This is a genomic window from Dyadobacter sp. OTU695 (genome assembly GCF_038440355.1).
Classification (GTDB): Bacteria; Bacteroidota; Bacteroidia; order Cytophagales; family Spirosomataceae; genus Dyadobacter.
The window spans coordinates 42,437-65,762 of the sequence record NZ_JASATN010000006.1; the positions used below are offsets into that span (position 1 = coordinate 42,437).

Sequence of the window (23,326 nt, forward strand, 5' to 3'; positions counted from 1 at the left end):
ATGAGAGTGTCTCCTCCGTTTGTTCGTCTATGTTCCCGAAATACTTATCCTGATAATCCTTGAAAAAATACATGATCATCTCGGCGCTGCTGGCAACTCCGTTGCTTTCGGCAGCACAGCAGGCGAACGTCAATCTCGATTGGGCGCCGCAAAAAAATACCGAACAGCTGATACCCTACGGCGGCAATGTAATTTCGCCGGAAGTGAAAGACGACCATACCGTTACGTTCCGCGTGAAAGCTCCGGACGCACAGAAGGTCGAACTGACCGGCGGGCCCATCCTGCTGGCTTTGAAAAGCAAGGCCAATATCCCTTTCACGAAAGACGGTGAGGGGCTGTGGACATTGACGGTCGGGCCGGTAACGCCGAATATCTATGTGTACCGCTTGCTGATCGACGGAGTGGCTGTGGCCGACCCGAACAACACGCTGACCGGCGCATCTAACCAGCCGGGATACAGCAACCTGGTCGTACACGGAAGCGGGCCTGCGTATTATGACGCCCGCAATGTACCGCACGGAAATATAGCGAGGCAAATTTACCATTCAGATGTGCTGAACGGCGAGCGAGAGATGTTTGTATACACGCCTCCGGGCTACGACCCGAAGAAGAAATATCCGGTGCTTTATCTGCTGGGTGGCAGCGGCGAGCTGGCTTCGGGCTGGACACTGGACGGGCGGGCCAATTTTATCGCCGATAACCTGCTGGCAGAAGGTAAAATAGTGCCGATGATCATCGCAATGCCTAACAACCAGGTCGTTCACCGCAGCGATCCTAAACATTTAGAGAAGACTTATAAACTGTTCGAAGAAGAGCTCCGCAAACAGATTGTTCCGTTTGTCGATGCGCATTACAGCACGGTAAAAAACCGGAAAGGGCGGGCTATTTCAGGGCTTTCGATGGGCGGCAGACACACGGAAGCCGTGGGTTTCAATGCAATCGATCTGTTCAGTTCGTTCGGGATATTGAGCGCAGGGGACCTGGAACCGGAAAAATTGAACCCTGCATTTTTTAACGATCCTAAAATCAAAGACAAGGTGGATTACCTGCTGGTAGGACTAGGAAGCGGCGAGCTGGATTTTGTAGGCAAAAGATCGGCCGCAACACATGCCGCTTTGGAAAAGGCCGGCATTAAACACGACTATTTCATCGGCGGCGAAGGCGCCCACGACTGGGGCACTTGGCGCATGCTCCTACACGATAAGTTGCTGCCGAATTTGTTTAAATGATTGAACGATTAATGATTGAATGACTGAATGAGTGAATGGTTGTTGTAGGCACGAATAGTCAGGAATGGTCATAAATGGTCAGGAATGGTCAGAAATAGTCATAATGGTCAGGGATAGCCACTGTATCGGACTTTATATTATAGCTAAAACTACACCTGACAACGAATGACAATACCTGACAACAAATGACCGCCTTACCATCACACCTAGCCACATTCGGTCATTCAATCATTCAAAACTAAACCTACCATGAGCTATTTTAATATCGACGCCACAAAGGCACAAACATATGACGCGATCATTGTTGGCACCGGAATCAGCGGGGGCTGGGCGGCAAAAGAATTAACTGAAAAAGGATTGAAAACGCTCGTGCTCGAACGCGGGCGAGATGTCAAACATATCGTGGATTATCCCACTACGAACATGATGCCCTGGGAGTTCGAACACCGTGGATTACCGCCACTCGCCGTTCGCGAGGCAAGCCCGATGGCCAGCAAGCATTACATTTTCAAGGAGGATGCGATGCATTTCGTGGTAAAGGATTATGAGCATCCATATGTGCAGGACCAGCCGTTCAGCTGGATGCGCGGCTACCAGGTTGGCGGCCGCTCGTTGCTGTGGGCACGACAAACGCAGCGGTGGTCGGATTACGATTTCGAAGGTCCTGCTCGTGACGGTTTTGCTACCGACTGGCCGATTCGCTACAAGGACATCGCGCCCTGGTACAGCTATGTCGAGAAATTCGCGGGCATTTCCGGAAACAAGGATGGACTGCCGCAGCTTCCCGACGGTGAGTTTCTACCTCCTCACGAAATGAGCTGCGTAGAAAAGCATTTCAGCGATCAGACAGCCAAAAATTACAAAGGTACACGGCCGGTTATCATCGGCCGGGCCGCGCACATTACCGATCCGCAACCCATTCATACCCAGCAGGGCCGTGCCAAATGCCAGCACCGCAATATGTGCCAGCGAGGATGCCCGTTCGGCGGGTATTTCAGCACCAATGCTGCCACCTTGCCCTGGGCCGAAAAAACGGGGAATCTCACGTTGCGTCCCTATTCGGTAGTGCATTCGGTAATCTATGACGAAAAGAAAAAACGGGCCACCGGCGTACGCGTGGTGGATGCGCAGACGAAGGAAATGAAAGAATTTTATGCTAAAATCATATTCGTCAATGCCTCAGCCATTAATTCAAATCTGATTTTACTCAACTCCAAATCGAACCGTTTCCCGAATGGGCTGGGTAACGACAGCGGCGTGCTGGGCAAGTTCATCGGTTTCCACAACTACCGCGGCCGTGTTACGGCAGATTTTGACGGCTACCATGATCAAACCACCGATGGACGTCGTCCGAATGGTGCTTACATTCCCCGTTTTCGCAACGTTTTCAAGCAGGAAACCGACTTTCTACGCGGTTACGCGACTTCATTTTCAGCTTCAAAAGCCGGAAATACCAACGACGGTCTCGGCGAATCACTGAAAGCCGGCCTGTTTGCACCCGACGAAAGTGGCTGGTCGCTGGGTGCTCAAATGATGGGCGAGGTAATTACCAAGGAATCCAATTTTGTAACACTGCACGAAAGCCTGAAAGATGACTGGGGGATTCCGCAATTGCGTATGAATGTGTCGTTTGACGACAACGATATGAAAATGGTGAAGGATTTTTACACCGAACTCAGCGAAATGCTCGACAAGGCCGGTTTCAAAAACATCAAAACCTCCGACACCCAGCGAAATCCCGGTAGTGAAAACCACGAAATGGGCGGCGCGAGAATGGGCAAAGACGCTAAAACCTCGATGCTCAACAAGTGGAATCAGATGCACCATGTCCCGAACGTATTCGTGACCGACGGCGCATGTATGACCTCAACGGCAACGCAAAATCCATCTCTGACCTATATGGCCCTGACGGCACGGGCAGCGGATTATGCAGTGAAGGAGATGCGGAAGGGGAATATTTAGTTTTGAATGATTGAATGACCGAATGATTGAATAGTTAGTAAGGTATGGTCAGGAATTGTCAGATATTGTTTCTCTGCTATTCTAAACTTTCAAGACCACCATTGACAAATCATGACTATTCATTCACTCATTCGAAATTCATTCCCCGTTCCACGGCGGGTCATTCAATCATTCAATCATTCGAAATTCAATCATTCACTCATTGCACATTAAAAGCAACCGTCAGATAATACATCCCTCCGACTGACGGGCCGCCGAGGAATGAGACGTAGTATTTGTTCAGCAAATTGCTGGCACCGACTTTGACGAGGCTTTTTAAGGCAGGTAGTCGGTAGGTCAGTTGCGCGTCGAGGCTGCTGTATGAGGGCACGGTGCCGGTTACAAGAAATGTCTGCGAAAAATAGCCCGACTGCCATTTATAGGAAATCGTGGCATCGAACCTTTCCAGCAGATTGGTGCGGGAAACGGAACCGTTCCACAGCCATTTCGGGGTATTGAAGCCATCTTCAAGGCCGTCCTGATTTTCAGCGTTTTTTAGTTTCGCGAAGGTAGTATTAATCCCGAAAACCCATTTTTTCTCTAATTGATAGTTCAAACCCGCACTGAAACCATAGTTATTGATTACCGAGCGTGAATTGGTGTACATCCGGTATTGCGCCTGCCGGGCTTTATCGTACAAATCGTGCGGAATCGTCGTTGCATCGGTTGATACCGGTACATTCATGTTGGTCTGCGCTATGAAATTGCTGTACCTGTTGAAATACAAATCTGCATTCAGAAACAATGCCCCGTCAAGGAAAAGACCCTTGTAACCCGCCTCCCAGGTTTTTGTGTGTTCGGGTTTGACATAGGTGTAAGGGTTCTTTTTAAGCAAACCTTTATTTTTTTCGATCGCAACCTCCTGCGTGAGACTATTCTGGTTAATATCATTCAAAACCGCCTGCTGGAAACTGGTAATCGAATTGGCCAGCCACGCATTTTCAAAAATACCCTGCGACATTACCGGCAGCCCTCCTACCCGCTTCACACCACCGCTGTTGACATTGCTGTAAGCCTCGAAAATACTCGGAAAGCGATAGCCCGTCTGGAACGAAACGCGGATATTGTGGTCATGAACCGGACTATAAACGGCCGATAACCTGGGATTAAATGTCGTTTTGAAATAGTCGTTCTTGTCTGCCCGCAGAATCACACCGAGCCGTAATTTATTCCGAAACAAATCCTTGTTCAGGGAAACAAAGCCGCCGGTTTTGCCATAAGTGATGTTGTTACCTTCCTTTCCAGGCTCCGGGTTCACGAAATAGTTGCCGTCGGGCACGATGATATAAGTCCGATGATCGGCGCCCAGCAAGATATCCAGTCCGTATTTGTCTTTCCATGCTTTAAGATACTTTTCAGTCAGGCTCACTTGCGCCTCGGCATGCACGAAATCCGCTTTCACACGCAATGCGGCGCCTACGTCCCAATTGTTGATGTCCTGCAATTTCTGTAACTGGGCATTGAAACGGCCGGTGCCAGGCAGGTAACGGCCTGCATCGGCCGCCAAACGAGCCGCTCGCATCGCGTCCGCTACAACGGCCCCGCCTGAAACAGCCCCGTTGAAGCCCTTGGTGAAATCGGCATACCAGTCGTTGTCGGATTTATAGCTCCGGTCTAGGTTCTCGGCCATCGAACGCAGGTTGTAAGAGCGGCCGGTATTTTCAGAATTGATATACAATTTAGCCTGCACAGAAGTCGACTGGTACTGGAATCCGTGCTGCTGCACCAGGTAATTTTCCAGACGGAAGCGGTTGGCGCGCTGGTACACATTGTCAAGCAGGCCGAAATGGTAGGTATAGGTCAGCATAGCACCGGGCGCTGCTTTGTAGTAAAGACCCACGTCTCCTTTAATATTCTGCAAGTTATAATCCACCACTTCGGCTTCCTGGTACCCTGTGCGGCTTACCACGTAACGCTTGCCGCCAAGCGTCATGGTTTTCCGGTTCGAGCTTTCGTTGCCGTATTTATTCACTGGGTCACTAGCCGGATTATCTGCACCGAAAAGCTGCGTGCTGCTATTAGCATTGCCGTTGAGTTCGGTCTGGTCGGATGCGATCCAGTCGTAACCCTTTGTAAATGCGCCGTTTACTTTAAATGCAAATTTTGGGGTAATGATTTTGGCAAAACGGATCGTCGTTTCCGTGAACGGCTTTGCCTTACTATGACTGTCATTCAGGTGGTTAACAGCCGTTTTCTGCTGAACTGAAAGTCCTTCGGAATTGAAAGGATTTTTGGTAAAAAAATTCGCAAGGCCGTTGACGGTATTCATCCCGTATAATGCTGAGGCCGTGCCAGGGAGAATTTCAATGCTGGCAATGTCGAGATCCGTCGGACCAAGCGAGTTACCGATCGCCCCGCCGATATGCGGCGACTGCACGTCCATGCCGTCGGTCAGTTGCGCAAAACGCACATTGGTAGTATTAGAAAATCCTCTCGCGTTCAGAACCTTGAAACCTAGCGAAGGCGTGATCATGTGCAGACCCTGCACATTTTCCAACGCGTCAAAAAACGACAATGCCGGTGATAATGCGGTTGCCCTAGCACTTACTTTCTGCACGCTCACCGGCGAAACGAGAATGCTTTCGTTTACCCGCGAAGCCGTCACCACAACTTCTTCGAGCGCACGGACTTTCAGCGTATCAGGCTGGCTTTGAGCGTGACAGACAATTGAAAATAGGAGAAATAGCGGAGTAAAAATGTTTTTCATACAGTGCGCAACCATCCGTTATAGCCAAACGGAAATATCGCAAAGTAATAAAAATCTGAATTCGCCTTCAAGGTATTTGGCCACTCATTTTTTGTAAAGTGAAGAAAGATACGTCGCTAGGCGATTTTCATTTGAGTCGATGAATAGTCAGGTCACTCACTCATCCACCTTTTCAAACTCAAAATTCCCCTTGATGTGTTTGTTCAAAAACGTCCCCTTCGAGCCCGAGGTTTTCATGGCCTGGTACACCTCCCAGGGAACGTTTTTGTAGTCATACACCATCCCCGAAACATAAACAATGCGCAATGTTTCTGTTTCCTCGTTGTAGATCATTTTGGAAACGACGGCGGATGGCATAGCGGGATTTTAGTTGAAATCATCCAATGCTTCGCGCAGCTGGTCGACTGCTTTGGACGAAATGTTAGATTCTGTAAAAATAGACTTGACGGTCGCTTTGCTGCCGTAAAGACCCGTATTTGCCCGCACGTCGACGTCAAGCATGGCGCCATTCACGGTAACACCTGCAAACAGGCCTTTGGCGCGGGAGTAAGAATATACCTCGGCTTCAAGTTTGTAATCGGTGGTAGCGGAAGCATTTTTGCTGACCGGCCCGGCCGCCACCGAAACGTCGCCCCCCAGGGTGTAGTCGCCTTTCTCGATATTCATGAGCGATTTATCGCTTTTGAATACCAACACCAGGTCCACGGCCTGCACGCCTATCTGCGCGCCTACGCTACCGCCTGTGATGGTTACGAACACCGGGTCGCTCCATTTGCCGTCTTCCCGTTTGATCATCGCCAGGCCTCTGCCATGTTTTCCGCCGACGATCAGGCCGCCGTTGATCATCCTTGGGATAATGATAATACCTTTTGAGGCTTCCAGTAGCTGTGCCGGTATTTGCATTCCATTAAAATCGCTCAGTACCGCGGTGGCGGCGTTGATCTTTTCTTCTTCTTTGTTTTGTGCGAGAGAAGAGGCCGAAACAGCCATTCCGATCATCAGAAGGGCCTGCATTTTCATTGATTTCAGATTGTTGAGGAACATAGATTATTGGGATTAATGGGTATGAAAAAAGATAATCAAGGATCGTGCCTGTCCGGCCCGGAAAACCGCATTCTGACAATAGAAACAGGTTTCGTGACGTCATCCGACATTATCCGCAACTTTTAACGCATTACCCGGCCGTTTCTGATCCGTTGGTATGATTTTGATGACAGAATTACCGGAAACAATGTCAATCCCCAACCCCAACTAATATGGATGCCAAAGCAATCAGTCTGAGTGAAACCGACGTAAAACCCGTTGTGGATCTGCTAAATGACTACCTCGCCAACTATCATATTCACTACCAAAAACTGAGAGGCTGCCACTGGAACATCAAGGGACAGAACTTTTTTACCCTGCACGTTAAATTCGAAGAATTATACACCAACGCGCAGGAAACGATCGATGAAATTGCTGAACGCGTACTCACCCTTGGCAAGCCACCGCATAGCCGTTTTGCCGATTATATCAACGAATCGGAGATCAGGGAGATCAACACGATCGGGATGAAAGACCTGGACATGGTCGACGCTATTCTTGACGATTTCGGAAAGCTCATCAGCCTTGAACGTGAACTTCTCACGGCCACCGAAGAAGCTGGCGACGACGGCACCAACGATATGGTGAACCGTTTCATGCAGTTCAAAGAAAAGAACACCTGGATGCTGCGCTCGTTCGCCGGAAAGAAATAAATGAAACCTATGCACACCCGCGGCCGCGTTTTGAAATAAAGCGCGGCTTTTTTGTGCATTGCATTTTGCCTGCGATTGGTTTATTTGCGGTAATTCTCAATGTTTGCTATCCAATGCGCTCCATTCCCGAATTCAAGATCGGCCCGATTCCTTTGCTTTCCGCGATCCGTTTTGCAAAGGATCCGCTGCGTTTTCTCCGCCAGGGTTTCGACGAATGCGGCGATACTTTCAAAATCCGGCTGTTCAGAGAATTTATCGTGACGCGTGACCCCGCCTTTTTCCGGCATGTGCTGCAACTGCACCACAAGAATTTCAAAAAGGGCAATTCGGTCAAGATGCTCAGGCCCGTACTTGGCAATGGACTCGTTATCAGCGACGGAGATTTCTGGTTAAGACAAAGAAGGCTGGTACAGCCTGCATTCCACCGCGAACGTCTGCTGGAACTGTTTCTTACGATGGGCGAGCTTATGGCTGCATTCCTGGAAGAGCTGGAACAATTCCGGGGCAAGGCGGCGATCGATATCGATGCCAAAATGATGGGTATTACCTCTGACATCGCGTTGAAGACGCTGTTCGGAAACATGAATACCGAGGATAAGGAGCAGATTTACCAGCAGGTTAGCCGCACTCAAACCTACCTCGTCACACGCGTGCGCAAGCCCTACCGGCTGCCACTGATGGCCCTTAATGGCGAAGACAGGCGCTTCAAATCCGACCTGGCATATTTCAATAGCCTGGTTTACGACTTTATACGAAAACGTCGCCTGTCCGGCGAGACGCCTAACGACCTGCTCCAACTCCTGCTCGACAGCAAGGACGAAGAGACCGGCGAGCAAATGAACGACGAGCAGATCCGCGACGAGGCGATCACGATGTTCGCAGCAGGCCACGAAACTTCCGCTACCGGCCTGAGCTGGCTGCTCTGGGAGCTTTCCGCGCAGCCGCAGATCATAGCGCGTATCCGGAAAGAGGCTGAAATTTTTGATAGTGTACCCACCTTCGAGCAACTCATTCAAATGCCGTATACGCGGCAGGTCGTCGAGGAAGGCCTTCGCCTGTACCCGCCCGCATGGACGATGACCCGCGAGAGCACCGTCGACCAGGAGATCGAGGGCTATGGTATTCAAAAAGGGAGTTCTGTATTCATGTCGATCTTTGAACTGCACAGGAACCCCGGCCTTTGGGAAAACCCCGGCGTATTCAACCCCGAAAATTTTCAGCCGGAAGCCGTAAAAAACCGGGCAAAATTTAATTACCTCCCCTTTGGAGCAGGGCCCCGAATCTGTATCGGGCAGCAGTTTGCATTGATGGAAATGCAGCTGGTGCTGTCCGCACTGGTCAAACGCTTCGACTTTGTGCGAGAACCGGGTTACAGCGTGGGAATGCATCCGCAGATTGTTTTAAAGTCGACCAACGGTATTAAATTGTACGTTCGATAAGCCGATACTGAATAAATTATATGCACGAATCCATTATTCTCTACCTTTCGCTGGTCGTGGTGATCATGTTCCTCGTTATGTTGGCGCAAAGGATCAAAATCGCCTACCCCATCGTGCTTGTACTGGGCGGCCTCGCGTTGAGCCTGGTTCCCGGTCTGCCCTCGGTAGAGATCGACCCGCAGCTGATATTCCTGATATTCCTGCCGCCTCTGCTTTATGAAGCCGCATGGCAGACCTCCTGGAAAGATTTCTGGAAATGGCGGCGCGTGATCGGCTCGTTTGCATTCATTATCGTGATATTCACCTCCTGCGTCATCGCATACGTATCGCAGGCGGTGATACCCGGATTCACGCTCGCGCTGGGCTTTCTGCTGGGCGGTATTATTTCTCCGCCTGATGCCGTGGCTACCACTTCCATTCTGCAAAATGTAAAAGTCCCCAAACGCCTCATCGCCATTGCCGAAGGTGAAAGCCTGCTGAACGACGCCTCGTCTTTGATCGTCTTCCGTTTTGCATTGGTAGCAGTCGTCTCCGGCAGGTTTGTTCTGACCGATGCGATCGGGAATTTTTTTCTGGTCATCATCATGGGGTTTGCCGTGGGCCTGGGCATCGCCCTGGTTTTTTACGCCATCCTCCGCTGGCTCCCTACCACGCCGAGTATCGACACAGTCCTGACATTTGTAGCGCCCTATGCGATGTATATTGCCGCGGAAGAATTTCATTTTTCAGGTGTAATCGCCGTGGTCACCGGCGGTCTGTTCCTATCGCGCAACCAGCACAGCATCCTGAGCCATTTAAGCCGCATTCGGGGCATTAATGTGTGGTCGACAGTGGGATTTGTGCTGAATGGTATTGTGTTCATGCTCATCGGCCTCGAACTTCCTGTGATAATCCAAGGCTTTGGGGAAGCATCGCTTGGAGAAGCGATCAAGTACGGATTAATCATTTCGGTGGTCGTAATCATCACACGCATTGCCAGCACGATTGGTTCATCGATTTTCACCGTGTTCATCAGCCGCTTCATCACGACGGCTGACAGTAGCCCCGGCTATCGCATGCCGCTGATTTTCGGCTGGGCCGGCATGCGCGGGGTGGTTTCGCTGGCATCCGCATTATCTATACCGATCCTGCTTGACAATGGACAGCCCTTTCCACAGCGTAACATGATCCTCTTTATCACATTCATCGTAATTCTGGTAACACTTGTATTTCAAGGCCTTACACTTCCAGCATTGGTGCGATTCTTAAGAGTCGAAGAGCGTGATTACGAAGTGTCCGCCCAGGAACAAGACGTGATCATCCGCCGGAAGCTGGCCAAGGCTTCGCTGGAACTGATCAATACCAAATATGCGAGCGAAATTGATGACAACGAACTTTTGCAAAGCCTGAAATACAAATTGCAAAGCGATATCGGGTTCCTGGATCACGTCCGCGATTCAGAAGAAGAACCGGCCGGCCACGCTTACATCGCCCGTTTTCAGGAAATTAACAAAGAACTTCTCGAACACAAGCGCCACATTTTGCACCTTTTCAATAAAAAGGAGACTTACGAAGAAGAGATCATCCGCCAGCACCTAGCCCAGCTGGATCTGGAAGAGGAGAAGGTACGGCAGCAGTTTCTGCATATTGAATGAATTTTGAATGACTGAATGAGTTAATAAGTGAATTTTTGTTTGATGTTTTAACTAATTCACTACAAATTCCACTGATCCCTTAGTCTATGGATACTCACTCATTTACTTATTCGCAAGTTTCCAATTCCAAAGCTGCTGATTCCGCTCATTCACTCATTCAATCATTCAGTCATTCAATCATTTAATCATTTAATCATTAACCCCGCTCCCCCACCGGCAGCACCACCGATACCATCTTCTGCCCACCCTTTTCCCGGTCGAAGAAATAATCCAGCCGACCGAGATTGATACCGGCAAAACCTACCTGGTTGATCGTCGTTACCTTGCCGTCGAGGTTCAGAATATTTTCGGGTTCCTTCATGAAGGTATGCGTATGACCGCCAATGATCAGGTCGATGTTGCGCGTTGATTTGGCCAGAACCTGATCGGACACCTTGTTTTCCTTGTATTTATACCCCAAATGCGAGAGGCAAATGACGAGATCGCAATGTTGGTCATTTTTAAGTAGCGAGGCGATTTCATTAGCCTTGGCAATGGGGTCGAGATAAACCGTTTCCAGGTAGTTCTTTTTGTTGACCAGTCCTTCCAGCTCGATACAAACCCCGAATACGCCGATTTTTAGTCCCTGCTTTTTGAAGATTTTGTAGGGTTGCGTCTTTCCTTTCAGTTCGGTATTATTAAAATCGTAATTACTTACCAGGAACGGAAAATTCGCATGCGGAAGCTGCTTCACGAAACCGGCAATACTGTTGTCAAAATCATGGTTACCCATCGTGGAAGCGTCATAACCCATCTGGCTCATGATCGTAAATTCCAGCTCACCGCCATAGAGGTTGAAATAAGGAGTTCCCTGAAAAATATCACCCGCATCCAGCAAAAGTAAATTAGGCTGCTCGGAGCGGATCCTCTTGACCAATGCCGCCCGGCGGGCTACCCCTCCGAGTCCCTGGTTACGTGAGCCGTCCATAGGAAACGGATCAATGCGACTATGCACATCGTTGGTATGCAAAATCGTCAATTGTACGACAGAGTCCCGTTTGGCAAATGCGGGTAGCGTGCCCAAACTCAACGCAGCAGCAGCCAGGCTACCCTTTTTGAGGAAATCTCTCCTATTTATCTGAAACAATTCTCCCATCGAGTTGAGCGGTTATTTTCTTACCCTGACGTGTCAGGTCACTGATACTTTCGAACAATGCCTCCCTTACTTTCTGATTGATCTCACGGCGTTCGAGCGGGTTCCGGAGACATTCCAGCTCGTCACCGCCATCGGCCAGATAGTCATAGGTGAGCAGATTGTATGTTTTGGTAATATCGAAAGGCTGCCCGCCGATCGTGACGTCGTAGGCTTTATTATCCCTGATTTTCATGCGGATACCAGCCACCGGTTCTCCGTCCTTTTTGGCAATAAAATCAATGACCTGTTGCACATTCTGCCCCGACAGTTTGAGCACAACCATTTCATTTTCAAACGGCATAAGCTCGAAAACGTGCGAAACAGTGATGTTGCCCTTGGGGAATGTAGTACGCAAGCCGCCTTTGGTCGCCAGCGTAAATTGAATGGTGGGATCCTTTTTCAAACCTTCTTTGAGCATGGCATCGGCGAAGAAGTTGCCCATAAGCGTTTCAGGATCGGAAGGCTTCGTAAGCGCGATTTCGGTCTGGCCTACGACGCGGTTCATTTCAGCCTGCATTTTGTCCTTGTAAGGCTGATAGTACCGGATTATAGCAGAATCGGCACCGACCTGCTGGTCGATGCCGTACTGTTTATATTCGCTTTTGGAAACAGAGAGGTGCTTCTGGCATGATACCAGCAGGCCAAGGCCCGTAAAAAGTACCACACAGCGTCTGAAAGGAGTTTTCATAATGTAATTAAAACCTGAAATTACATCTGAAACTTCAAATTTCCGCTACCAGCCGTCATTCTGCCTCAGATTCGGGTTCGCATCGATCTGAGACTGCGGGATTGGGTAGAGTTCCAAACGCGTTGTGTAGGGGATCAGCACATTGTCGACTATCTGGTCGTCTGACATGGCCGCGATTTCGTCCTTCAAGGTTCCCCAGCGACGAATATCGAACACCGTATTGAATTCCCCACTCAGTTCAAGCCTGCGCTCCGTACGGATGGCCGCGCGTAATGCAGGTACCCCGGCAGCCTTCGATGGTGCCGCTTTCGCACGTGCCCGGACGCGGTTGAGCAACGGAAGTGCATCGGCGGGTTTACCCGTTTCCACCAACGCTTCAGCCAACATCAGCAACACGTCTGAAAACCGCATTTCGATCAGGTCAGAGCTATAACCCTGTACTGGCGCTCCGGCCGGGCGGGCTTCCCGCGCGAGTTTCCCGAATGCAATGCCGTATCTGAAATCGTCATGCGCAAAGGGCTCTTTGGTTCGCTTGTTCAGGTAATGTGCGGTGGTAGGGTCGTACACAATGCTGTCGCCTGGCTCAGCACCCGCCCGGGCGCCGCCGGTGAATGCATATCTGGAAACCAGGGTGAAGTCACGGCGCGTGTCCGTTTTGTCAAACAGTTTGTAGAAATCATAGGTCAAACCATAGTTGGTCTGCTCATCGCCATTCACCAGACCTGACGGAAACAGATGAAAGGGCAATATGTTACCGTTCTGATTAGAAGGATTAACAAAATAGCCGAATGACAGCACAATCTCGCGGTTGCGCTCATTAGCCAGTGCGAAAACATCGGCAAAATCGGGCAGCAATTCCATATCATACTTTTCCTCGTTCACCGGCCCTACGAGCTCGCTCAGCTTTTCAACTGCCTTCTGGTAATTCTCAGTGCGGTTTAGAGGCTTACCGGCCATTGTCAGGTAAACTTTGCCCATCAATGCTTTCACGGTGCCGGCAGACACACGCCCAAGCTCGGCCCCACCGCGAGAATCCGGAAGAATAGTCTCGGCAAATGCAAGATCAGCCAGGATGGCTTCATACACCTCCGCTTCTGTCGCGCGTGGCGCAAAAATCAGGTCCTTTTCTTCAAACGACTTAATTTCTTTCAAAATCAGCGGCACGCCGCCAAACAACCTCACGAGATTAAAATAGGCATAGGCCCGCAGCACGCGCGCTTCGGCAATGTAGGGATCGGCCTCCTCTTCTTCACCCGGAACGGCCATTTTGGCATTATCGATCACCGTATTAGCTCGGTAAATGATCTTGTAAAACCGCGCCCAGACCGATTCGAACGCCCCGGAAACCGAAGTATGGGCAAAACGGTAATAAGGATCAGCACCTGAGCCGAGAATGCCCGCGGTCGCATACCGGTGCCCTGACTCGGCCAGGATGAACCGGTTATAGATGTCCGAATGATCGGTAGTAGTCCACGCCTGGTAAACGCCGATCGTCGCCTGGTTCAGACCGTCCTCGTCTTTGAAGGCCACATCTTTTCCCAGCGAGGAGTATGGTGATTCTTCCAGGTTATCCTTGCAGGACGTAATGGCGAGCAAAGCCAGCAGCATTACGGATATTTTGATATGTATTTTCATGTTTTTCAAATGCATTGGTCAACACTAGAAATTGCAGGAGAACCCGATCGTATAAGAACGCTGGGCTGGATAAGCGCCGTAATCGATACCCTGTTGTAGCAACGACTGCGCATAAGAGCTCACCTCGGGATCGAAACCGGAGTAGTTCGTCCAGGTCCAGAGGTTGGTACCTGTTACAAAAAGTCTTGGGTTCTGAATCGGACCGAGTTTGGGGAAAGTATAGGAAACAGTGAGCATTTTCAGGCGGGCAAAACTGCCGTCTTCCAGCATCACCGAATTAATATCCCCCGAGGCGATCCCGCGCTGCACACCAGGATACTTGGGGTTATTATGCGGCCTGGCTTCGGTATATCGGTTTTGGAACCATTCTTCCGACTGGTTGAACCCTACTCCGCCGTAATCGACCACCCCATTGCTGATATAGAACCGTGTCAGGTTCAGCACATCATTTCCAACAGAACCGGTAAACAATGCATTGACAGCAAAGTTTTTCCAGGTCAGATCGTGGCTCCATCCGAATGTAAAGTCGGGTGTTGATTTGCCGAGTACAACCCGGTCGTCGGCGGTAATAATGCCGTCGCCGTTCACATCCGAATATTTCCAGGCGCCATAAAGCGGACTACCCTTCGAACCCGGAGGCCGCGGGCCTTCGAACGTGGCAAATTTGGGATTACCGTCGGCGTCGAAATCATCCTTCTGGCTCAGACCATCTACCCGATAGCCAAAAAAGCGGCCCACTTCCTGCCCGGGAACCAATATGCCCGAAACGCCGCCCAGCAGGTTACCGTTGATACTCACATAATCAGGTTGGGTCCGGTCGCCAAGGTCGACGAGCGTATTGACGTTCCTTGAGATATTGACACGCGTCGAGTAAGTCACATTCTTTTTCTGAATAATATTCCCCTGAATGCTCAACTCCACACCACGGTTACGCATAGTACCGTAGTTGTCGATGATCGTGCCCACACCCGATTGCGTCGGTACCTTGCGTGATTGCAGCAGATCGGAAGTGACCTTATTATAGTAGTCGAAGCTCAACACGATGCGGTCTTTGACAGCATTGAAATCCAAGCCGACATTGAACTGCCTGGTCCGCTCCCATGAAAGGTTCGGATTGGCGATCGTGTTGGGGAACACGCCGGTATTGATCACCGCCCCGTCACCACCTGGCCCCATTTCGTAGAAGCCGGAGCTGTAAAGCGACAGCGACGAGTAAGGCGAGATGGCCTGGCTACCCGTTTCACCATAGGAAGCACGGAACTTGGTATTCGAAATAAAAGTAACGCCCTTCATAAATTCCTCCTGGTCCAGGTTCCAGGCCAGCGCCACCGCCGGGAAAATCCCGTATTTTTTATTGGCTGCGAACGCCGAAGCGCCATCTGCCCGGATCGAGGCATTCAACACGTACCTTCCTTTGAAGGAGTAGTTCGCCCGCAGGAAACCGGATTGCAAAATCCGCTTTTCCTTGTAGGAAGCGATTACCTGCGATGACGCGCTACCAATATTATCGACGCCGAAAAACGGCACATCGAAGCCCGAAGAGTTTGTGTTGACGAATTCAACAGTCTGGTCGTTATATTCCACACCCAGCGTCGTATTGAGGTAGTGATTTTTCTTAAATGTCCTTTCGTATTGCAGATACGAGTTGAAGTTATAACTATACGTATTGGCCGTATTGTTGCTACCCTTCCCTTTCACCTGGTTGCCCTCGGCGGTCGATGGCGGCAGGAACACTTTACGGCGTGTGAGGTTCTGGTTTCCGGCAAGGCTCACGACCAGTTGCAAGCCGTTGGCTATCTTGAAGTAGTTTTCGATGTTCAGGATCGAATAATCGCTCTGGGTGACGTCCGTTTTGGCCGTCAGTTCATTGTAGGGATTAGAAAAGTAATAGCCCTGGTAATTGGGGATACCCAGACTGTTGTTGCCAAGGTAATCGATTTCCAACGTAGGCGCAGCACGCAGGCCGTCCATCAATCCACCCGAGCTCGGCCATGCGCGTGAGGCAGTTACCGCGCGGTTCGTTTTCTGACGACTAAATGAAACCTGACCTTTGACTGTGTACCAGTTATTGATCTCGTTGTTCAAATTGACCCGCAAACTTGCCCGGTCATTATTCGAATTGATGATCGTCCCCTTGTCTTTGAGATAGTTACCTGAAATGTAATAGGACGACTTGGGGCTGCCTCCCGAAAGGCTCAGGGTAATGTCCTGCCTGAAACTTGGCTGCGTGATGGCATCCACCCAGTCGGTGTTGGTCATAGTGCTGTCCAGGTTTTCAAAAGGCGGATTTCGGTCGGTTACCCGGAAGCTTTCGTTGATCACCTCCGCATATTGCCGCGAGTTCATCATACGGATAGGGTTAGCTACCCGCCCGAAAGAGGTCTTGTTAACAAGTTCCACGCGCCCCTCGCCCCTTCTTCCGGATTTGGTCGTGATCAGGATTACCCCATTCGCACCACGTGACCCGTAAATGGCCGTGGCAGACGCATCTTTGAGGATTTCCATGCTTTCAATGTCGTTCGGGTTGATACCGTAAAGACCGTTTTGCGTGTAGGAGCCATAGAAATTAGTACCTGCTTCACGGTAAGGCGGCATCGGGAAGCCATCGATCACGTACAGCGGCTCGTTATTACCGCTCAATGAATTGTTACCCCGGATTCTGACCACTGCGGATGCGCCCGGTTCGCCCGAGCTTTCCACCACCTGCACACCAGTAGCACGTCCCTGAATGGCCTGATCTATCGTATTGATAACAGCCGACTTATAATCCTGCGATGCTACACGGGACGTCGAGCTAGCCAGGTCGCGCTTGCTTTGGGCACCGTAGCCTACCACCACCACTTCTTTCAAAGCCTTCGTTTCAGGGGTAAGCTGCGCATTATAAGTTGTGAGGCCAGTAATGGGCACTTCCTTGGTAGTAAAACCCACGAAGCTGTACACCAATATCCCTCCCTTTGCAGGCACCTTCATCTGGAAAGAGCCGTCTGGCTCGGTAATGGCCTGTATCTGAGTACCTTTCACCAAGACTGCAACGCCCGGCATTCCGACTCCTTTTTCATCTTGCACAACGCCCTTAATCTCGCGAGCGTCGGGTCCGGCATCGGTCTGCCCGCCTGGGGCCGGTTTCTGTGCCGTGGCTGAATCAGGGGCTTGCGCTGCGTTCTGTGCCGGTTGGGCAGCATTGGCATTCCCTGTCTGCGCGGGCTTAACTGCACTATCGGGCTTTGCCGGGGTCGCCGCGCCGGCTTGGTTCAATGTATCTTTCTGAGGGGCTGGCTTAACCAGTGGATCGAAGTTCTGCGTGGGTTTCACCAAAGGTGAAGCGGAGGATTTGGAAGCAGAATCGGTGGTATTTTGAGGCTTGGGGAGGGTATCGGAGGCTGGTCGGGCCGGTGCGGTGTTCGTTTTCGGGGTCGTGAGCGTATCGGGCCTGGCCTTTCGGGTTGTGTCCGGCCCGACCTGCTGTGCGCTACTTCGGCATATGGGACCGGAAAACAGTAACAGAAAGAAACCGATCCTCAGGAAAATGAGCGGGACCGAACACGGCACAGGCTCATTGGCTCGTTGAGTTTTTCTCATATCATTCTTGGCTAAGTGACGGGACAATGCCCGGAAAATAAAGTTGTTTAGCCTGTGCCCGACAAAAACCATACCGCTATGTTTCCCCAGGTGATAAAACAGGCACTCTTAACTTCCGTAGGAGTTCTACAAAATGGCGGCGAATAAAATTTATATAACTAACCTATGGACCTATATGTGCGAAGTCTGCACAATTGCCCATGGCTACTACAAATGTCCACTTGATCGTAATTTTTCAAATATCTATGAAACGCGTCCTATTATTTTTGGAAACATCATGCTTACGATTACATTTGTCAAAACGCCCATAAAGGGGCGGGTTTGAATTTTGCTAAGTATTAAGGAGTGTAAAAAACCAACTTCGACCATGCACCAGGAACAATTACTCACTGCCGACTACATTGAGTCTCAGATCGGAAACGTAATCGAATATTATATCCGTTGGGAATTTGAGGAAGATCCTTTTTATGGGAAAGCCCGGATTAAAGGTCTGGTAGAGGACGAGACAGGTGGGTTGAAGATTATCTGTGACGTAATAGAAGGAAGCGACCTCGAACTGGCTTATGAGCAGGAGGAAGTATTTATGTATTCCGACCACCACCCAATCTATGCCGGTCATCTACCGGAAATATATTCTGCAAACTGGGTGAATACGGACGGAAAGAAGAAGAAACAGATTTTTATAGCGCCACCCAATGAGAATGCCAAAGAGTTTGCCATTTCGCAAACGAATAGCAAGGTAATCGTCAAACGGATATATTAGTCATTTGTAATCACTGATAGTCAGGAAGTTATTAGAGCACATTTGTTAACCAGCAAATGACCTAATGACTTCCTGACTTTTTTAGCTCAATTCTTCACAATCTTCTTCGTCAGTACACGATCCTCGAATTCTGCTTTAACGACGTACAGGCCAGAGGGGAAGCTCGTCAGATCAAAATTATAGACATTGGAAGCCACTTCGCCGGTAAGGATGGTTTCGGCTATTTTTTGTCCGGATACATTATAAATCGACACGGCTTTCAGTTTTTCCGGATGCGGATAGAACTGGACAGCGACTTGTCCGCTTGTCGGGTTAGGCGTTACCAGAAATCCCGCTTCTTTCAGGTTAGGATTGACGGTGACGGTTCTGATATTAATATCGTCGAGGTAAATGTCGTTTTCGTTGCCATTGGTGTTCAGGAATGCCACCAGTATTTCACCCTGGCCAATGAAACTGCCGATATTGATCTCTTCATGCCGCCATTCGTTGATACCCGGTGTAAATGCGGTCCGGGTTGCCGTGCCGCGGGTGGTCAGGCTCGATCCCCATTTTTTGTAGACACTTGTGTAAGTCTGTCCGCAATCTGTACTGATAAGCACCTGCAAGGTATCCCACACATTATTCTGGGCCGAAGTGTTGGTATACGTCGCGGCCGCGACCTGGAAGGACACAAAAGCAGAGTCGACACCTGCGATATTTACCGTTGGCGAGCGAAGGTAATCACGCTGCCCGACCACCTGATTATCGAAGTTCCCGATCTTAACCGACGCATTGCCCGTTTTGGAAGCCAGGGTAGTCTTTTCCCAGGTAGAGCCCTCGTCTTCATTGACAATATCCCAACCTTGTGGCGGGAACAGCCCTTCGAAACCTTCCTTGACAGGCGCCGCAAATGGCTCGTAATAGATAAAATCGAGGCTCAATGCATCATTGGAAGTGTCCTCATCGGCTGCCCCGTTAGGATTCGAGGTGGTAATGCTTAGAACGTGGTTCCCCTCCACAGTTGTAAGCGTAGGCAGGGTAACAGTTGTTTCTGCGTAGGTCGCCAGGGAGCCGGTCCAGTTGTAATTTTGTGCCGTTCCATTGTCGATCACCGCGTGGATTGTCAATGAGGTGAGCCTCTCGCTACCTCTGTTGACGAGCGTAATCTGCGGCGTAAGTGAATTGGTACAAATGCGCTGCGCAGGCTGGCGGATCGTTTTCAGTGAAGCATCTTTTTTCTTAACATCGACTGGTGTACAGGCATTGGAGGTTAGAAGGGATGAACGATATCTCTCAAAGATCTCCTCCATATGGGCCACCTGCATTTGGGTGAACATAAAAAGGCAGGCGTCCGGGGAGTAATCCATAAAATTCTGGTACATGATCCCTGGCGCTGTGGTGGTACAGCGGTCGGTAACGACACCAGTCTGGCAGGTAGTCGTGCTGTTGCTTTGATTAGGTGTATCGTCGATGTTATCTGATCCGGAGCAAGCGCCGTTATCGTCGCCCCAGATGTGGTACAGGTCAAAGTAGTGCCCTATTTCGTGTGTCAATGTCTTTCCCTGGTTGAATCCCGTAGCGGCCCCTCCCGGAAGCGAGGCATAGTCTACGGCAACGCCCTGCTCGTCTTTCACGCCGTCGTCGGGGAAGGTGGCATAACCTAATGTGCTCCCTGAAAGATCACAAATCCAGATATTGAGATACTTATCGGTATCCCAGGCATCGGCGCCACCTGATTCGGCATGCTTCACCTGGTTATTGGTGTAATCAAATGAGTTACGCGTTGTGTTGTAGCGCTCGATGCCTGTCGACGGGGCGTCATTGGGCGTGCGTTGGGCAAGGCAGAACTGAATGCCCGACTGTCCGAAAAGCGATTTGAAATAGGAAGGGATTTTTGCAGCGCCGCCGTTAACTCCTGCGTAGTCTTTGTTGATCGTATCCAACTGAGCCATAATCTGCGCGTCGGTAACCATCGACTGCCGGTTGAGCACGACATGGAATACAACCGGAATGGTAATGGGGCCGGTTGTGCGAAGTGTTCTCCCGGAAGCTATTCTTGCATTGACCAGTTGTTGAATCCGGACCTGCCGCTGGTCGAACATTAATTTGAGAGCAGGTTTGTCGGTGAACCGTTTTTGAAGCAACTCCATCGACCCGCAACGATCCTGCGCCTGCACGGTGCCAAGGCTGATGTAGAGAAGAATAAGGACGGCAAAAAGGCACTTGAACAAAAGTATAGTGTTTCGCATTGAGATTTTCTAAGGAACCTGAGTAAATGAAATGCACGCCGGTTAAAGACCACATGTGGATTTATTCACCTACTACGAAAAAAAAGTGCCTTGTGATGCGAATGCAATGTTATTTAATTTGTTTTTAATTACAGAAGCGTATTACATCCGCGAAATTGCCTTTTCAATGCAGGGAACGTTAAATACCTCACCCATCCGCAAGATTATCCATATCGATATGGATGCATTCTACGCGTCGGTGGAGCAGCGCGATTTCCCTGAATACCGGGGCAAAGCACTGGCCGTGGGCGGTTCTCCTACCGGCCGGGGAGTGGTGGCAACGGCCAGTTACGAGGCACGCAAGTTCGGCGTGCGGTCGGCAATGCCTTCCCGACAGGCCATCCAGCTTTGCCCGCAGATCATCTTTGTGCATCCGAGATTTGAGGTGTATAAATCCGTTTCCAGAAGTATCCGTGAGATTTTTTCCCGTTATACGGACCTTATCGAACCCCTGTCCCTGGACGAGGCATACCTGGATGTGACCGAAGACAAAATGGGTATCGGTTCGGCGATGGAAATTGCCAGGCAGATCAAGAAGTCCATCAGAGAAGAGCTTAACCTCACCGCGTCGGCGGGCGTGTCGGTCAATAAATTCGTGGCCAAAATCGCTTCGGACATCAATAAACCAGACGGGTTGACATTCATCGGGCCTTCCAAAATTGAAAGTTTCATGGACCAGCTACCCGTGGAAAAGTTTCACGGCGTTGGCAAAGTTACCGCCGATAAAATGAAGGGAATGCAGCTGTTTACGGGCTCGGACCTCAAAAAACTATCTGAGGACGAACTGGTCAGCCATTTTGGAAAAACCGGCCATTTTTACTTTAAGATCGTGCGTGGGATTGACGATCGCCCGGTGCAAACACATCGGGAGACCAAGTCGCTCGGGGCCGAGGATACGTTCACCTACGACCTTACTACCCTGGACGAGATGAACAAGGAACTCGACCGAATTGGCGTAACGGTCGCAAACCGGCTTGAAAAAAGTCAGCTGAAAGGCAGGACTGTTACCTTGAAGGTCAAATTCAGTGATTTTACACAAATAACCCGTAACCATTCCTTCGCCTATCCCATCGGTGACCTCGATACGATCACCGACACTGCCAAACAGTTGCTTGAAAAGCTCGACCTGGAAGCGAAAGCCGTGCGGCTGCTTGGGATCTCATTGTCCAACTTCCATGAACCGGAGGTTAAATCGCGAAAATACAAAGACCCCGAGCAGCTCGAACTTTTCCCATTCGGCTCATAGCAGCAGCGCGTCTACCCGGTGGGCCTGCACCATGTTCTCGCACTTGGACCAGGAGAATATCGTAAAACGTCCGTCCTGAGAGGCGACTAGCGCGATAGCATCGCGTTGGTCGTATACAAACTGGGCAGCCGACAAATGCCGGGTGCCACCGTTCTGTACCGGATGTACGACCATTGCCGTGTTTCCAATAATAGGTTCTGTGATCAGGATTTCCTCCACCGGCTTGGCACCCTGCGCTCTGCCGATTTTGGCACCGAATGCAAGCAGTTCGTAACGGTCGTTGATAATCGTAGCGCCATCCACGGCCGTCAAGCCGGCCATATTATGTACAGCCGAGCTGAATTGGTTCTGCCAGGTAATAGGATTGGGGTCTTCCACATATTTACGGTGCAGGTCGGCCAGTTCCGAAAACGGCGGCTGCACGTCGTAGGTGATCGGATGGATGATCGATTCGCGCCAGCGGTCCTTGCCTTTGGGGACTACCAGCAATATTCCCCCGCGCTCGTGGCTGCGCATGGACGCGGCAAGCTGTACGAGCAGGTTCGGGTAGTCGCTCCATAAAGTAGTGGAAGAAAATCCCATCAAAGAGTTGATCAGCGAAGGGCAGTCTTTTACTTTGCGGCTCTCTTCGTTGACAATCTTTACCTGATCGCCTTTGAGCACAGCCATATTGACAAACTTTCCAAATCCCTCAACCCTTCGGTGTTTGACGACCAGCATGCCCGGCTCGATTACTTCGAGCACGAAACATAAGCCGGGAATAACGCGTGTGGTACCCCAAATGCGCAACTCACCGTCTTCCAGCCACACGCCCAGGTGTATTCCCGAGCGCTCCACGGCGGGTGCGAGCTTGGTAAGTGTGTTGGCGGTCAATGCCAGTTTTTCTGCAAAAACCAGAGGATGTTCGGCCGCTTCGGGCGGCAGGTAGGCGATCGACACCTTGGGCGAGCGGCCCTCTTCCCTGCGCAGGCTGGCCCAGAAAGTCGTGTCGATGATCGCTTCCACAATCCGTGCGTCGGGTATCGGAGCGAGTTCCTGTTCGTAGTATTTGGAAACCGCCTGGTGGTGCCGCTCGAAATGGCTGGCGACGAGCCCGGCAACCGACCGGGCTGCCTTATAAGTGGTTACAGGTTCCTGGCCACCTGTTTCAATCGGAAATATATCGGTGTTCGTAATCATTGTCTGGCGGTTTACTTTTGAACAACGACTTGTTTTAAAAAGTTGGGTT

The 23,326-nt window shown here is 50.4% G+C and carries 16 protein-coding genes; 7 read left to right on the plus strand and 9 right to left on the minus strand.

The window, feature by feature from the left end; genetic code table 11:
* Nucleotides 1-59 precede the first annotated feature (59 nt).
* On the plus strand, nt 60-1,229 hold the full coding sequence (locus tag AAHB90_RS13325) for an alpha/beta hydrolase-fold protein (protein WP_342085673.1): 1,170 nt from the start codon (nt 60-62) through the stop codon (nt 1,227-1,229).
* Nucleotides 1,230-1,478: 249 nt separating this feature from the next.
* A complete protein-coding gene (locus tag AAHB90_RS13330) occupies nt 1,479-3,191 on the plus strand; it encodes a GMC family oxidoreductase (RefSeq protein ID WP_342085674.1) in 1,713 nt (570 codons plus the stop codon).
* 199 nt (nt 3,192-3,390) lie between these two features.
* Here AAHB90_RS13330 and AAHB90_RS13335 read toward each other — a convergent pair whose 3' ends face one another.
* From AAHB90_RS13335 to AAHB90_RS13345, 3 genes are all read right to left on the minus strand, one after another.
* Complete coding sequence (locus AAHB90_RS13335) at nt 3,391-5,937, minus strand: TonB-dependent receptor (protein WP_342085676.1); 2,547 nt, start codon at nt 5,935-5,937, stop codon at nt 3,391-3,393.
* A gap of 156 nt (nt 5,938-6,093) precedes the next feature.
* Complete coding sequence (locus tag AAHB90_RS13340; protein ID WP_342085678.1) at nt 6,094-6,294, minus strand: KTSC domain-containing protein; 201 nt, start codon at nt 6,292-6,294, stop codon at nt 6,094-6,096.
* A gap of 9 nt (nt 6,295-6,303) precedes the next feature.
* On the minus strand, nt 6,304-6,981 hold the full coding sequence (locus AAHB90_RS13345) for a lipid-binding SYLF domain-containing protein (RefSeq protein WP_342085680.1): 678 nt from the start codon (nt 6,979-6,981) through the stop codon (nt 6,304-6,306).
* Nucleotides 6,982-7,193: 212 nt separating this feature from the next.
* Here AAHB90_RS13345 and AAHB90_RS13350 point away from each other — a divergent pair, with 212 nt between their 5' ends.
* From AAHB90_RS13350 to AAHB90_RS13360, 3 genes are all read left to right on the plus strand, one after another.
* Nucleotides 7,194-7,673: a Dps family protein gene (locus tag AAHB90_RS13350; protein WP_342085681.1), complete on the plus strand. Its 480-nt coding sequence runs from the start codon at nt 7,194-7,196 to the stop codon at nt 7,671-7,673.
* Between the two features lie 113 nt (nt 7,674-7,786).
* Complete coding sequence (locus tag AAHB90_RS13355) at nt 7,787-9,112, plus strand: cytochrome P450 (RefSeq protein ID WP_342085682.1); 1,326 nt, start codon at nt 7,787-7,789, stop codon at nt 9,110-9,112.
* Nucleotides 9,113-9,132: 20 nt separating this feature from the next.
* Complete coding sequence (locus AAHB90_RS13360; protein WP_342085683.1) at nt 9,133-10,746, plus strand: Na+/H+ antiporter; 1,614 nt, start codon at nt 9,133-9,135, stop codon at nt 10,744-10,746.
* Between the two features lie 196 nt (nt 10,747-10,942).
* Here AAHB90_RS13360 and AAHB90_RS13365 read toward each other — a convergent pair whose 3' ends face one another.
* Genes AAHB90_RS13365 through AAHB90_RS13380 form a run of 4 tightly spaced genes read right to left on the minus strand, consistent with a single transcriptional unit; the run spans nt 10,943 to nt 17,822 of the window.
* A complete protein-coding gene (locus AAHB90_RS13365; protein WP_342085684.1) occupies nt 10,943-11,881 on the minus strand; it encodes a metallophosphoesterase in 939 nt (312 codons plus the stop codon).
* Nucleotides 11,856-12,608 (minus strand): 5'-nucleotidase, encoded by a 753-nt coding sequence (locus tag AAHB90_RS13370; RefSeq protein WP_342085685.1) that lies wholly within the window; start codon nt 12,606-12,608, stop codon nt 11,856-11,858. Before AAHB90_RS13370 ends, AAHB90_RS13365 begins: the two co-directional genes overlap by 26 nt.
* Nucleotides 12,609-12,653: 45 nt before the next feature.
* Nucleotides 12,654-14,243, minus strand: a complete 1,590-nt coding sequence (locus AAHB90_RS13375; RefSeq protein ID WP_342085687.1) for a RagB/SusD family nutrient uptake outer membrane protein — start codon at nt 14,241-14,243, stop codon at nt 12,654-12,656.
* 24 nt (nt 14,244-14,267) lie between these two features.
* The gene (locus AAHB90_RS13380; RefSeq protein WP_342085689.1) at nt 14,268-17,822 is read right to left on the minus strand and encodes a SusC/RagA family TonB-linked outer membrane protein; all 3,555 of its coding nucleotides are present in this window, start codon (nt 17,820-17,822) and stop codon (nt 14,268-14,270) included.
* 367 nt (nt 17,823-18,189) lie between these two features.
* Here AAHB90_RS13380 and AAHB90_RS13385 point away from each other — a divergent pair, with 367 nt between their 5' ends.
* Nucleotides 18,190-18,585, plus strand: a complete 396-nt coding sequence (locus AAHB90_RS13385; protein ID WP_342085690.1) for a hypothetical protein — start codon at nt 18,190-18,192, stop codon at nt 18,583-18,585.
* An 86-nt stretch (nt 18,586-18,671) separates the two neighbouring features.
* Here the strand turns inward: AAHB90_RS13385 and AAHB90_RS13390 are convergent, their stop codons facing one another.
* On the minus strand, nt 18,672-20,813 hold the full coding sequence (locus AAHB90_RS13390; protein ID WP_342085691.1) for a M43 family zinc metalloprotease: 2,142 nt from the start codon (nt 20,811-20,813) through the stop codon (nt 18,672-18,674).
* A 166-nt stretch (nt 20,814-20,979) separates the two neighbouring features.
* Here AAHB90_RS13390 and dinB point away from each other — a divergent pair, with 166 nt between their 5' ends.
* The gene (gene dinB / locus AAHB90_RS13395; RefSeq protein ID WP_342085693.1) at nt 20,980-22,098 is read left to right on the plus strand and encodes a DNA polymerase IV; all 1,119 of its coding nucleotides are present in this window, start codon (nt 20,980-20,982) and stop codon (nt 22,096-22,098) included.
* On the opposite strand, the gene AAHB90_RS13400 is transcribed toward dinB, so the two are convergent.
* On the minus strand, nt 22,093-23,277 hold the full coding sequence (locus AAHB90_RS13400) for a putative sensor domain DACNV-containing protein (protein WP_342085695.1): 1,185 nt from the start codon (nt 23,275-23,277) through the stop codon (nt 22,093-22,095). The two genes, dinB and AAHB90_RS13400, sit on opposite strands and share 6 nt — an antisense overlap.
* Between the last annotated feature and the right edge of the window lie 49 nt (nt 23,278-23,326).